This window comes from Cloacibacillus porcorum, from assembly GCF_001701045.1.
In the GTDB taxonomy this organism is placed as follows: domain Bacteria; phylum Synergistota; class Synergistia; order Synergistales; family Synergistaceae; genus Cloacibacillus; species Cloacibacillus porcorum.
On record NZ_CP016757.1, the window covers coordinates 286,094 to 298,210 of the forward strand.

The 12,117-nt window shown below is 60.0% G+C and carries 13 protein-coding genes; 10 read left to right on the forward strand and 3 right to left on the reverse strand.

Annotated elements, in window-relative coordinates; genetic code table 11:
* Nucleotides 1–101: 101 nt before the first annotated feature.
* From BED41_RS01285 to larC, 10 genes are all read left to right on the forward strand, one after another.
* Nucleotides 102–1,070: a DUF362 domain-containing protein gene (locus BED41_RS01285; RefSeq protein ID WP_066742063.1), complete on the forward strand. Its 969-nt coding sequence runs from the start codon at nucleotides 102–104 to the stop codon at nucleotides 1,068–1,070.
* Nucleotides 1,071–1,257: 187 nt separating this feature from the next.
* Nucleotides 1,258–2,106 (forward strand): alpha/beta hydrolase, encoded by an 849-nt coding sequence (locus tag BED41_RS01290; protein ID WP_229712365.1) that lies wholly within the window; start codon nucleotides 1,258–1,260, stop codon nucleotides 2,104–2,106.
* 314 nt (nucleotides 2,107–2,420) lie between these two features.
* Nucleotides 2,421–3,362, forward strand: a complete 942-nt coding sequence (locus BED41_RS01295) for a DUF362 domain-containing protein (protein WP_066748781.1) — start codon at nucleotides 2,421–2,423, stop codon at nucleotides 3,360–3,362.
* Between the two features lie 200 nt (nucleotides 3,363–3,562).
* A complete protein-coding gene (locus BED41_RS01300; RefSeq protein WP_066742066.1) occupies nucleotides 3,563–4,183 on the forward strand; it encodes a flavodoxin family protein in 621 nt (206 codons plus the stop codon).
* A 414-nt stretch (nucleotides 4,184–4,597) separates the two neighbouring features.
* Nucleotides 4,598–5,620, forward strand: coding sequence for an energy-coupling factor ABC transporter permease (locus BED41_RS01310; RefSeq protein ID WP_066742079.1), 1,023 nt, complete (start codon nucleotides 4,598–4,600; stop codon nucleotides 5,618–5,620).
* A gap of 31 nt (nucleotides 5,621–5,651) precedes the next feature.
* Nucleotides 5,652–6,464 (forward strand): cobalt ECF transporter T component CbiQ, encoded by an 813-nt coding sequence (gene cbiQ / locus BED41_RS01315; RefSeq protein WP_066742082.1) that lies wholly within the window; start codon nucleotides 5,652–5,654, stop codon nucleotides 6,462–6,464.
* Complete coding sequence (locus tag BED41_RS01320) at nucleotides 6,452–7,204, forward strand: energy-coupling factor ABC transporter ATP-binding protein (protein ID WP_066742085.1); 753 nt, start codon at nucleotides 6,452–6,454, stop codon at nucleotides 7,202–7,204. The genes cbiQ and BED41_RS01320 overlap by 13 nt, the downstream gene beginning before the upstream one ends.
* Entirely contained in the window at nucleotides 7,204–7,950 is a 747-nt protein-coding gene (gene larE / locus BED41_RS01325) for an ATP-dependent sacrificial sulfur transferase LarE (RefSeq protein WP_066742089.1), read from the forward strand. The genes BED41_RS01320 and larE overlap by 1 nt, the downstream gene beginning before the upstream one ends.
* Before the next feature lie 2 nt (nucleotides 7,951–7,952).
* Nucleotides 7,953–8,708 carry a nickel pincer cofactor biosynthesis protein LarB gene (gene larB / locus BED41_RS01330; protein WP_066742092.1) on the forward strand — a complete coding sequence of 252 codons (756 nt, stop codon included), beginning with the start codon at nucleotides 7,953–7,955 and terminating at the stop codon, nucleotides 8,706–8,708.
* A gap of 1 nt (nucleotide 8,709) precedes the next feature.
* On the forward strand, nucleotides 8,710–9,585 hold the full coding sequence (gene larC, locus BED41_RS01335; protein ID WP_066742096.1) for a nickel pincer cofactor biosynthesis protein LarC: 876 nt from the start codon (nucleotides 8,710–8,712) through the stop codon (nucleotides 9,583–9,585).
* A 118-nt stretch (nucleotides 9,586–9,703) separates the two neighbouring features.
* Here larC and BED41_RS01340 read toward each other — a convergent pair whose 3' ends face one another.
* The 3 genes from BED41_RS01340 to BED41_RS01350 form a co-directional block, all read right to left on the reverse strand.
* Nucleotides 9,704–10,594, reverse strand: a complete 891-nt coding sequence (locus BED41_RS01340) for a permease (protein WP_066742099.1) — start codon at nucleotides 10,592–10,594, stop codon at nucleotides 9,704–9,706.
* Between the two features lie 643 nt (nucleotides 10,595–11,237).
* Nucleotides 11,238–11,657: a MerR family transcriptional regulator gene (locus tag BED41_RS01345; RefSeq protein WP_066742102.1), complete on the reverse strand. Its 420-nt coding sequence runs from the start codon at nucleotides 11,655–11,657 to the stop codon at nucleotides 11,238–11,240.
* A 33-nt stretch (nucleotides 11,658–11,690) separates the two neighbouring features.
* Entirely contained in the window at nucleotides 11,691–12,044 is a 354-nt protein-coding gene (locus tag BED41_RS01350) for a MerR family transcriptional regulator (protein ID WP_066742104.1), read from the reverse strand.
* Between the last annotated feature and the right edge of the window lie 73 nt (nucleotides 12,045–12,117).

The window sequence follows — 12,117 nt, forward strand, 5'->3', positions numbered from 1 at the left end:
CCGCATCAAGCAATGTCCCTTGAAATCGCGAAAGTTACTTGACTTAGAGTCCACTCCAGGGTCTAACATAAAGCTATATTTTATGAAAGGGGTCTCACTCTATGCACGGCAAGTTAAGGAAATTCCTCTGTTTCGCGCTGATGCTGCTGCTCATATCATTAAGCGGCGCGGCGCTGGCGGCTCCCGCTCAGGGGGCGAATGAAGCGAATGTCTCTATTGTTTATTTTACGAAGGATATCAGCCCCGCCGGTCTGCTGAAGATTTACGACAAGATCAATCAGGATATCACCGGCAAGGTGGCGATCAAGCTCCATACCGGCGAACCGAAGGGTCCGAACCTGCTGCCGCTGCCTATGATCAAGGCGCTGCAAGGGCATATCCCCAACAGCAATCTTGTGGAGACCAACGTCTATTATTCAAGCCCGCGTGAGACGACGGCGGGGCACCGCAAGACGATCAGGACAAATGGCTTCGACTTCTGCAAGGTGGATATCATGGACGAGTTCGGCACGACGATGCTGCCCGTCAAGGGTGGCCGGCACTTCAAAGAGATGTCGATGGGCAAGGGCATCCTTGATTATGATTCGATGGTCGTTTACACGCACTTCAAAGGCCACACGATGGGCGGCTACGGCGGCTCGCTGAAGAATATCGGCATCGGCTGCGCCGACGGCAAGATCGGCAAAGCGATGATCCACTCTAAAAACGGTCAGCAGTGGGGACGCACGCAGGACGAATTTCAGGAGTGTATGACGGAATCGGCGAAGGCGGTCATCGACCACTTCGGCAAACGTATCACCTTCGTCAACGTGATGAAGAATATGTCCGTAGACTGTGACTGCGCGGGCGCGAGCGCCGCCGCGCCGGTCGCGAAGGATGTCGGCATCCTTGGCTCCACGGATTTGCTCGCTATAGACCAGGCGACGATCGACCTTGTCTATAAACTTCCCGAGGCGGAGCGGAAGGATCTGCGCGAACGCATCGAATCGCGTCACGGCCTGCGCCAGCTCACCTATATGGAAGAGCTCAAGATGGGAAATAAAAATTACAAACTGGTCTCGCTCGACTGACGTTTCCTGCGCCGCCTCCGCGTTTGACGCGGAGGCGGCGCATTGCCGTGTCCGCACAAGAAACCGTTTCCTGCTGCGGTCAGAATTTGTCGCGTTGCGGCCGGTTGTGTCAGCTTAGTCCCGCGCAGATGCTGTATGGGAAAATGTCCGCGAAACACTTTTCGTAAGGGAAGAAGGAAAAGATAAAATGTTCGATAAAACTCTGCGAATGCTCGGCGCTGTCGTGGCGGTTATACTTTTCTGCACTGCGTCAGACGCGGCCGGGGCCGGCCGGCATGAGCTCGCCCTCTCTGTAAACAGGGTCCCGGTCAGGTATATCTCCAACGTCGTCTACGCGCAGAAGCCGATGCGCGGCTACGCCAATGTCGCCCTGCGTATGGATATCCTCCAGCCCGAATCGCGGGAACCCCTGCCGGCGGTCGTTTTCGTCACCGGCGGCGGTTTGGTCAGCGCCAATAAGGACAGTTTTCTTCAGCAGTGCCTCGACCTTGCCGAAGCCGGCTATGTGGTGGCCTCCATTGAATACCGTGTCGCGCCGGCGGTGGTGTTTCCGTCGCCGCTTGAGGATGTGAAATCCGCCATCCGCTTTCTTCGCGCCAAGGCCGATATTTACGGCATCAACCCGGATAAGATCGCGGTGTTCGGCGAGTCGGCGGGGGGATACCTCGCGGCGATTACTGGCACGACCAACGGCAGGAAAGAGTTCGATGTGGGCGGGTACCTGGAACAAAGCTCCCGCGTAGTGGCGGTGGTGGATTTCTATGGTCTCTCCGACCTGACTCTGATAGGGGAGGGATTCCCCGATGACGTTGTTAGGCGGCACGAAAGCCCCGCTTCCACCGAAGCGCTTTGGGTCAACGGCTCCACTCCTTTTTACCGTGGCGGGGCGATTTCGGACCACCCTGAGAAGGCGGCTGCCGCCAGCCCCATAACCTATATCGACGCCGCGGCGCCGCCTTTTCTCATTATGCACGGCGACCGCGATATTCTGGTATACCCGCGCCAATCCGAACGCCTGCACGCCGCGCTGCGGTAAAAGGGGATCGAATCCACCTATTATGTGGTAAAGGGCGCGGGACACGCGGGCACGTATTGGCTCCAGCCGAAAATCATAACTATCGTCATCGACTTCCTAAACCGGCAGATGAAATAATTATTGGTGATTTTTGTCGGACGGCCTTTATACACGAAAGAACTCCCGTTTCGCAAAACCTTTTCCCCTGAGTTTGACTTAGAGTCGGCTCTAAGGTTTATATTTTCCCCGGTACGGTCCGCGAACGAATCTGGCGGAGGACTTTTTTAAGACGTAGGCGGCATCTGTGAAATATGCCGGAAGGGGGAAATGAAAAATTGAGAAAAATTTTTAGCGGCGTCACGGCGGTTGCGCTGGCGTTTGTAGTCTTTGTCTGCGCGATGGCGGAGGCGGCTCCGCCGAAGGTTTATATGACGAAGGATATCAGCGCCGCGGGCCTGATCTCCGTCTATAACGCTCTGGAGAGCAGGGCCGAGGGCAAAAATGTGGCGGTCAAGATCAGCACGGGAGAGCGCGGCGGACACAACTTTCTTGATCCAAACCTCATCAAGGGGCTTGTGCAGTCGGTGAAGGGGACGATCGTCGAATGCAACACCGCCTATAACGGCGCGCGCGCCGGTACGGACTCGCACATGGAGGTGGCGCGCGAGCACGGCTTCACCGCCATCGCGAAGGTGGATATCCAGGACGCCGAGGGTTCGATCGGACTGCCGGTGAAGAACGGCAAGTATTTCAAGGAAAACCTCGTCGGCTCGCACTTCAAAAATTATGACTATTATGTGGTCATATCACATTTTAAGGGTCACGCGATGGCCGGTTTCGGCGGTGCGGTCAAGAATATCTCTATCGGCATCGCTTCGGCAAAGGGCAAGGCGCGCATCCACAGCGGCGGCAAGAGCGACACGAATCCTTGGGGCGGCGATCAGACCGCCTTTCTCGAATCGATGGCGGAGGCCGGCAAGTCCGTCGTCGACAGCCTCGGCGGCAGGATACTCTATATCAGCGTGATGAACAGGCTTTCCGTAGACTGCGACTGCGACAGCAGTCCGGCGGAGCCAGACATGCACGACATCGGGATACTGGCCTCGCTCGACCCGGTGGCGCTTGACAAAGCCTGCGTCGATCTTGTCTACTCCGCGCCGGACGGTAAATCGCTCATTGAGCGCATGGAATCGCGCAGCGGCGCGCACACTTTAGAGCACGGCGAGAAGATCGGCCTTGGCAGCCAAAGGTACGAACTCGTCAAGATAGATAAATAGCGGAAAAGGGAGACCGGGATATAAAAAGTTTCCCGTTTAGCGTATTCTTAATGGTTTGCGGTTTTTTCGTATCTTTTGCGCAGACATGCCGCCCCTCGTGCGGTAAGATAAAGCGGAACTGCAGCATCGATCGGTAATATAACCTAGGGTAGGCGGCTCTTTCACGGACCGCCTGCTCCTTCATATTGGGAGGGAGTATCATGAAAGTTTTAATGATCAACGGCAGCCCCAACGAACATGGCTGCACCTATACGGCGCTTTGCGAGGTAGGCGGCGTCCTCGCGAAGCACGGCATCGAGACGGAGATGTTTTATATCGGCAAGAAACCCGTCGCGGGCTGCATCGCCTGCATGAAGTGCCAGACTGCGGGAAAGTGCGTCTTTGACGATGAGGTGAACAAGATGTCGGCGCGTCTCGACGAATTCGCGGCGATCGTCGTCGGTTCTCCCGTCTATTACGCAGCGCCAGCGGGGCAGCTCTGCGCCTTCCTGGACCGTCTCTTTTTCAGCAGCGACGGACGGATGGCGGGCAAGCTCGCCGCCTCGGTGGTCTCCTGCAGGCGCGGCGGGGCCTCGGCGGCCTTTGACCGGCTGAATAAGTATTTTACGATCAGCAATATGAATGTCGTCGGCTCGCAGTATTGGAACCAGGTGCACGGCTTCACCCCCGAGGATGTGCGGCGGGACGGGGAAGGTTTGCAGACGATGCGCGCGCTCGGCGAAAATATGGCCTGGCTTCTCAAGTCGATCGAGGCGGGGCGCAAAGCGGGCGTCGCCGCGCCGGTTTACGAGGAGCGAATCGCGACGAATTTTATCCGTTAAGGTTATATAAAGACGGGCTAACAAATGGGGGCGGCCGCAGCTGGGCCGTCCCTTCGTCATGCGTATCGAAAAAATTTTTGAAAATATCTGCAAAACACTTGACCTAGAGCCAGCTCTAAGTGATATGCTATACCATGTGGAAACGCGGGACTGGTATTTGAAAAAATTCCGCCGCGCAAGATATGGGCAGCAAAATCTCCCGCGCCTCACGAAGAGGCCGTACAAGCCGCAGAAGCGGTTTTCCGGAGCCGCCGGCTGTTTTGCCGGCGGAGCGCGCGCCGCAGGGCGCGGCCTTTCTGTTACACGCTGTATCCAGCGAATTGATTTTGAATGATTGCCACGAAGGCGGTCTCTCTCCAAGGATGGGATTGCCCTTCGGGGCTTGATTTTTTACAAATATCGGAGGAATGTACTATGCACATGTCAGACGCTTTGTTATCGCCGTCCGTCGCCTTCGCGATGTGCGCGGCGAGCGGCGCGGCGATCGCCTGGTCGGTCGCCAAGATCAAAAAAGAGGAGCTCTCGGAAAAAAAGCTCCCGATAATGGCCGTCGCGGGAGCCTTCGTCTTCGCGGCGCAGATGATAAACTTCACGATTCCCGCCACCGGCTCCAGCGGCCACATCGGCGGGGGGATACTGCTCGCGGCGCTGCTCGGCGGCGCTCCGGCGCTGCTTTCGATCTCCGCGGTGCTTGTCATCCAGTGCCTCTTTTTTGCCGACGGCGGACTGCTCGCGCTCGGCAGCAATATCTTTAATATGGGTGTAATTCCCTGCCTTTTCGTCTATCCGCTGCTTTTCAAGCCGCTGATGAAGAGGGGCGTTTCCTCAGGGCGGCTCACGCTCGCCTCGGTGGCGTCGGTCGTTGTTGCCCTGCAGCTGGGAGCCTTCGCGGTCGTTCTGGAGACGCTCACCTCCGGCATCACGGCGCTGCCCTTCTCCTCCTTTGTGCTTCTTATGCAGCCGATACACCTCGCCATCGGCCTTGTGGAGGGTCTGGTCACCGGCGCGGTGCTCTCCTTTGTCTGGAAGATGCGCCCTGAGATACTTGAAAGCGCGGAGAGCGGCGCGGACATCCCCGCCGGAGTCTCAATGAAAAAAGTGCTCGCGGCGCTCGCGGCGCTGACGCTGGTCACCGGCGCGGTGCTGTCGGGCTTCGCCTCGTCGTATCCCGACGGGCTTGAATGGTCGGTGATGGGAGTGACCGGCTCCGACGAGCTTGAGGCCTCCGGCCCCGCCTTTGAGAGCGCGGCGGGGATACAGGAAAAGACCGCCTTTATGCCGGATTACGATTACGCCGCGCCGTCAGAGACGGCGCCGATCTCCGGCACCGCGGCGGCGGGCATCATCGGCTCGCTGATGACCTTCGCGGCTGCGGCGCTCATCGGCACGGCGATCTCGAAGTCGAAAAAACACAAAGACGCGGCGGCGAAGGCGTAGCCGATAACCGCGCGAAGGGAGACGAAGGCGGATGACGGACCTGCGCGGCAGCGTCTATGAGATATACTCGCTTGAGCAGCTTGCCGGCGGCGGCTCCGTCATCCACGCCCTTGACCCGCGGGCGAAGATCCTGGGGACCCTATTCTATATCGCCGCCGTCGTCTCCTTCGGTCGGGGCGAACTCTCGGCCCTCGCGCCCTTCGTCCTCTATCCCGCCGTGGCCCTTGCGCTCGCCGGCATTCCCGGTAGCATGATCTTTAAGAGAAGCCTTGTGGCGCTGCCATTCTGCCTTTTCGCGGGGCTCTCTTCGGCTTTTTTTGACCGTTCGGTGCTCTTTACCGTCGGCGGTCTCCACGTTACGGCCGGTTGGATGGCCCTCTTTACGATCGTCTTCCGCACGCTGCTCTGCGTCTCCGCCGTGCTGATCCTCGTCGCCGTCACCCCTTTCCGCGAACTGACGGAAGGGCTGCGCCGCCTGCGGCTGCCCGCCGTTTTTATCTCGCTCTTTGAGATGACCTACCGCTATCTTGGCACGCTGGCCGGCGAGGCGCTGTCGATGTACACCGCCTATTCGCTGCGCGGCGGCGGCAAAAAAGGGGTGGCGATGCGGGACATGGGCAGCTTCGCGGGGCAGCTGCTGCTGCGCAGCTTCGACCGCGCCGAGCGCGTCTACCAGGCGATGAAGTGCCGCGGCTACCAAAGCGCGCCGCCCTCCGCCATACGGAAGCGCCGCCTCGCGCCGGGCGACCTTGTCTTTATCCTCCTCCTCTGCGGCTCGTCGCTGCTGTTCCGTCTTATAAATATTCCTCAGCTAATCGGGAGGCTCTTTGAATGCTTGATATAGAAAATCTGTCGGTCGCCTATCCGGACGGCACGACGGCCGTGGATAGGGTCGGCTTCAGTCTGGCGCGTGGGGAGAGCGCGGCGCTCATCGGCGCGAACGGCGCGGGAAAGACCTCGCTCATCATGGCGCTGGTCGGCGTCCTGCCCTCGACGGGCGTCGTCCGGGCCTGCGGTACGGAGTTGACCAAGAAGAGCCTCGCGGAGATACGCTCAAAGGTCGGCGTCCTCTTCCAGAACCCCGACGACCAGCTCTTTATGGCCTCGATCTACGACGATATCGCCTTCGGCCCGCGCAATATGGGGCTCTCCGAGGAGGAGGTGGCGCGGCGCGTGGACCAAAGCCTCGCCCTGCTGCATATCGAACATCTGCGCGGCAAGACGGCGCTCAAGGTCTCCGGCGGCGAAAAGCGCATGGCGGCGCTCGCGACGGTGCTCGCGATGGAGCCCGCGGTGATGCTCTTTGACGAGCCGACCGCCTTCCTTGACCCGCGGGCGCGGCGCAACCTGATAAACGTGCTTAAGGCCCTGCCTCACACCAAACTTATCGCCACGCACGACCTGACCTTCGCCGAAGAGGTCTGCGAACGCTCGATACTGCTCAAAGGCGGCAGACTCTTCGCCGACGGCCCCTCGCGCGAACTGTTCTATAACGGGCCGCTCATGGATGAATGCGGCGTCGAAGCCATCTCCGCGGGGCCGCAGCCCTGCCCGTCAGGAAACGGCAAAAGGAGCGTTTCATAATGGAACTCAGCGATTTCTTCCGCGAAAACCCACGCGCCGCCCTGGCCTTCTCCGGAGGCACGGACTCCGCTTATCTTCTTTACGAGGCGCTGCAATGCGGTGCGGAGGTGCGTCCCTACTACGTCAAGACGCCCTTCCAGCCGCGTTTTGAACTAGACGACGCGCTGCGCCTTACGAAAGAGCTGGGCACGGAGCTGACCGTCATCGAATACGACATCCTGGACGACGGGCTCGTCGCCGCGAATCCCGCCGACCGCTGCTACCACTGCAAGAAAAAACTCTTCGGCCTGCTGCTGCGCGAGCGGGCGGCGAACGACGGCCTCTCCCTCATCATCGACGGCACCAACGCCTCCGACGACGCGGGTGACCGTCCGGGAATGCGCGCGCTAGGCGAACTCTGCGTCCGCTCGCCGCTGCGCGAGTGCGGCCTTACGAAGGCGGAGATACGCGCGCGCTCGAAGGAGGCGGGGCTATTCACCTGGAACAAACCGGCCTACGCCTGCCTCGCGACGCGCGTCCCCACGGGACGGCCCATCGAAAGAGAGCTGCTGCAGCGTGTGGAGGGGGCGGAGAGCGAACTGTTCGCCCTCGGCTTCACAGACTTCCGCGTGCGCCTCTTTCACGAGGCGGCGCGTATCCAGCTCCCCGCCGCTCAGATGGCGGCGGCGCTGGAAAGGCGCGGGGATATTCTCGCGAGGCTGAAAAAGTATTTTGATACCATTCTTCTTGATATGGAGACGAGATAAAAATGGAGAAAAAAGAGCTCAGAGAATTGCTTGAAAGGCTCTCCTCCGGCGCGGCGAGCGTCGACGAGGTGATGATGAAACTTAAGGGCGGCCCCTTCCGCGATCTTGGTTTCGCGAAGCTCGACAGCCACCGCGCGCTGCGTCAGGGTGTGGCGGAGGTAATCTACGGCGCGGGAAAGACGCCGCGGCAGATCGCCGACATCGCCGCCGCGATGCTTGAAGAGGGACAGCGGACCGTGCTCATCACGCGGATGAGCGCCGAGGCCGCCGCCGTCGTCGAAAAAGCGGTGCCGCTCGCCTATCACGAAATGGGGCGCGTCGGCATCGCGGGCGAGATGCCGGAGCCGGACGGACGCGGCAAAATAGTGATCGCCACCGGCGGCACCAGCGACATGCCCGTCGCCGAAGAGGCGGCGCTCACGGCGGAGGCGCTCGGGAACGAGGTGACGCGCCTCTACGACGTCGGCGTCGCGGGGCTGCACCGCCTGCTCTCACACACCGACGACGTGATGACGGCCTCCGCCATCGTCGCGATCGCGGGTATGGAGGGGGCGCTCGCCTCCGTCATCGGCGGCCTCGCCGACTGTCCCGTCATCGCCGTACCGACGAGTATCGGCTACGGGGCCTCATTCGGCGGCCTCTCGGCGCTGCTCTCGATGCTCAATTCCTGCGCCAGCGGCGTCAGCGTCGTCAACATAGACAACGGTTTCGGAGCGGCCTATCTTGCCAGCATGATAAACCACATAGGAGTGAAATAAAATGAAGACCTTATACCTTGACTGCAGCATGGGAGCCGCGGGCGACATGCTGACGGCGGCGCTGCTGGAGCTCCATCCGGACCCCGCCGCCTTCCTTGAGAAGATGAACGGGCTCGCGCTTCCGGGCGTGGCGGTAACCGCCGCCCCCTGCGTCAAATGCGGCATCACGGGAACGCACGTCTCCGTCGCCGTAAACGGCGAAGAGGAGGAGAGCGTGGAGGCGGGGACGCCTCATGGCCATGAACACCGCCATTGCCACGAAGAGGCGCATGGGCACGAACATACCCACAGCCATCCCCACCCGCACGAACACGGGCACGGACATGGGCACGGAGAGGCGCATCACAGTCACGAGGGCCACAGCCACGCCGGGATGCGCGAAATAGAGCACATCCTCTCGCACCTCGACCTGCCGGAAAAGGTACGCGCCGACGCGCTCGCCGTCTACGCGCTGATCGCGGAGGCGGAGGCGAAGGTACACGGCAGGCCGGTCTCCGAGGTCCATTTCCATGAGGTGGGGGCGATGGACGCCGCCGCCGACATCACCGGCGTCTGCCTGCTGCTGCACGAACTCGCGCCGGAGCGGATAATCGCCTCTCCCGTCCACGTCGGAAGCGGACACGTCCACTGCGCGCACGGCGTGCTTCCCGTCCCCGCGCCAGCGGCGGCGGAGATACTGCGCGGCGTCCCCATCTACGGCGGCGCGGTGCGCGGCGAGCTCTGCACCCCCACGGGGGCGGCGCTGCTCAAATATTTTGCCGATGACTTCGCGCCGCTGCCGGTGATAAAGGTCTCGAAAATCGGCTACGGCATGGGCAAAAAAGACTTCGCCTGGGCAAACTGCGTGCGGGCGATGATCGGAGAGGCGGAAATATAACAAAAAAATTCGCTCCGCGTCTCTCATTCCACGGAGGCGGAGCGGTGGTTTAATAAAAAGAGAGACCGGCGGGGCTGTACGCTTCCGCCGGTCTCTCTTTATGAGGTGAGTTCCCAATCTATACCAAAAAGTCGGTGACAAGGCCGGTGAGGGCCGCGAATACCATTATAAAAAGCAGATACAGGAGGAAATTTCTCATGCCGAGCACGATCTTGAGCGCGCCGAGGTTCGTCACCTTCGTAGCGGGGCCGGTTATCATGAAGGCCGCCGCCGCGCCGAGCCCCATGCCGCTCTGCATCCATTCCGCCAGCAGCGGGATGGTGCCGCCGCCGCAGGCGTAAAGCGGGACGCCCGCCGTCGCCGCCACAAGGACGCCGAAGCCGCTGTCGCCGCCGAAGAGCCACGCGACTGCGGTCGGAGGGACGAGGCGCATAAACAGCGCCGCGAGAAAAATACCCGCGAGGAAATAGGGGCCGGTGGCCTTGATATTCCGCAGGATATTTTTCAAAAGGCGCATTGCCATATGGGGGTCTGTATCACGGTTCTCCGCCTCCTGGAGGCCGGAGAAGCTGAAAAAATTCCCGCCGCGGGACAGATATCTCACACAGAGCCCCGCCGCCGCGCCGCAGAGGAAGGCGGAGAGCGTCCTGACGGCGAGCGCCCCTTTACCGAGCGCCGCGCTGTAGATCATCAGCTGCGGGTTGAGCAGGATAGAGCTCATCATGAAGGCCGCGAGCCAGTCGTCCTTCAGCCCCTTCTCCGATAGCGAGGCGGCGATCGGTATGGTCCCGTACATGCAGAGCGGCGAGACGATGCCGAGAATGCTTGCCGGTATCACGCCGAAGGCTCCGAAACGCGCGCCCTGCATCGCGCCGAGCAGCCCGTGTATCCGCTCTTTCGCGAAGACCGAAATCAGCGAACCGAGAAGAATGCCGAACGCCCAGAAGGGGGCGATCTCCTTAAAGAGCGTTGCAAAATAATAACTGAAATAGATAATTTCCTGCTTCATGCCCCTGTCCGTCCCCTCTGCCTCGCACGGATTCCCGTTCTGCGGCCATGTTACACGTTAGAGTCTTCTCTAAGTCAAACGGCGGCTGCCTGCGCGCGGGGTAAACGTATCAAGAATGGAGATAGACAAGAAATTACGGTTTATTTAGCTTTTGACTTTGCCCTTAAAGGCGCCCTCTCAGAGGGAGCTGGCTCGGCGATGTTTTTCGCCGAGACTGAGGGAGAGTTGCCCTTATGTTCTCCCGCGCCATACAGAGCAACACTCCTTCCGTCAGCCGCCAAAAACAGGCGGCCGACACCTCTGATGTAACTACCAGCCGAATCGCACAAATCAGAAGAACTCTGATTTGGCTCCCTGGCCGCCTCAGAGAGGGAGGCTGTAAGGGCAAAGTCAAAAGCTAAACTGTTATTTCTCTTCCGGCCAGATTTGCCTTCCCTTGGTCTTTCATCGATGCGCTTGCCCTGTTCCTGCGCGGTTGTTGAGGCGGTCGTCGGCCCTGGCCGGACAGAAGGGCATGATCTCTATTTTTTTCTTGGCTTTGCCTCTATTATTCCATGTAGCTTAAGAGGCCGTGAGCGGCGGAGAGGCGTCTTTACGCTCTGTTCTTATGGGACAGACGCCGCTCCGTCCTGCCGCGGCCTTCTCAGACGGCGCGGTCTTCCTCCGCGCCCTCCGGCTGGCGCCAGCGTTTAACGGTACTCTCCGTCTCCGGCAGCAGCAGGCTGTCATAATGTTCGAGCTGGTAATCGGCCTGTTTGAGACAGCTGCAGAGACGGTCGATCTTCGTCATGAGGCTGCGGCGCGTCTCCAGCAGGATGACCTTACGCTCCTGCCTGGTGCCGCTGCCGAGCATCGCCAGCTTCACGTAATTCAGGATCGCCTCAAGCGGCATGCCGATCTCCTTAAACTGCTGGATGAAATTTATCCATTCGATCGTCTCGCCGCCGTAGGCGCGCAGTCCGCTCTCCGTTCTAGGTACCGGCGGTATGAGCCCTATGCGCTCGTAATACCTGAGGGTGTCCGCCGAAAGCCCGGTTCTCTCCGCCGCTTCGCTGATTGTCATTTTTCTCCTCTCCTTTTGACCGTTTCGCGCGCGCTATCTTTGCGCGCCCTCTTTTTTAATCTCTCTTATCAAATAATCCAGGGAATCCAGCGCCCGCTGTCTGGCGTGAATATCCTCCAGCAGGCGGCAGCGCTGCCGTTTCAAAATCCTGACGCGTTCGCCGCAGTTTCCCTCCTCGTCGAGAAGCACAGGGTTTTGTTCCAGTGTCGTTGTTTCGAGCCCCGCGTTGAGCAGGGAGTGGATCATGCCGAGACGCCGCAGTTCGCCCTCTCCGTAATCGGGGCTGCCGTCCTCATCTTTCCCGCAATTCAGCAGTCCGCCCCGCTCGTAGGCCTGCAGCCTTTCCTTATCTATATGAAAGGAGCGGCAAACTTCGTCGATAGTCATCCAAACCCTTCTTTGACGATAAAAAATAGTGTAAACGCCGCGGCTTGGAAAAATTTCCTGTCCTTCCCGGCTG

Excerpts from the sequence above, each read along its gene's own strand:
- BED41_RS01285 (WP_066742063.1), top strand. The coding sequence starts at position 102 with ATGCACGGCAAGTTAAGGAAATTCCTCTGTTTCGCGCTGATGCTGCTG.
- BED41_RS01290 (WP_229712365.1), top strand. The coding sequence starts at position 1,258 with ATGTTCGATAAAACTCTGCGAATGCTCGGCGCTGTCGTGGCGGTTATA.
- BED41_RS01300 (WP_066742066.1), top strand. The coding sequence starts at position 3,563 with ATGAAAGTTTTAATGATCAACGGCAGCCCCAACGAACATGGCTGCACC.
- BED41_RS01310 (WP_066742079.1), top strand. The coding sequence starts at position 4,598 with ATGCACATGTCAGACGCTTTGTTATCGCCGTCCGTCGCCTTCGCGATG.
- cbiQ (WP_066742082.1), top strand. The coding sequence starts at position 5,652 with ATGACGGACCTGCGCGGCAGCGTCTATGAGATATACTCGCTTGAGCAG.
- BED41_RS01320 (WP_066742085.1), top strand. The coding sequence starts at position 6,452 with ATGCTTGATATAGAAAATCTGTCGGTCGCCTATCCGGACGGCACGACG.
- larE (WP_066742089.1), top strand. The coding sequence starts at position 7,204 with ATGGAACTCAGCGATTTCTTCCGCGAAAACCCACGCGCCGCCCTGGCC.
- larB (WP_066742092.1), top strand. The coding sequence starts at position 7,953 with ATGGAGAAAAAAGAGCTCAGAGAATTGCTTGAAAGGCTCTCCTCCGGC.
- larC (WP_066742096.1), top strand. The coding sequence starts at position 8,710 with ATGAAGACCTTATACCTTGACTGCAGCATGGGAGCCGCGGGCGACATG.
- BED41_RS01340 (WP_066742099.1), bottom strand. The coding sequence starts at position 10,594 with ATGAAGCAGGAAATTATCTATTTCAGTTATTATTTTGCAACGCTCTTT.
- BED41_RS01345 (WP_066742102.1), bottom strand. The coding sequence starts at position 11,657 with ATGACAATCAGCGAAGCGGCGGAGAGAACCGGGCTTTCGGCGGACACC.
- BED41_RS01350 (WP_066742104.1), bottom strand. The coding sequence starts at position 12,044 with ATGACTATCGACGAAGTTTGCCGCTCCTTTCATATAGATAAGGAAAGG.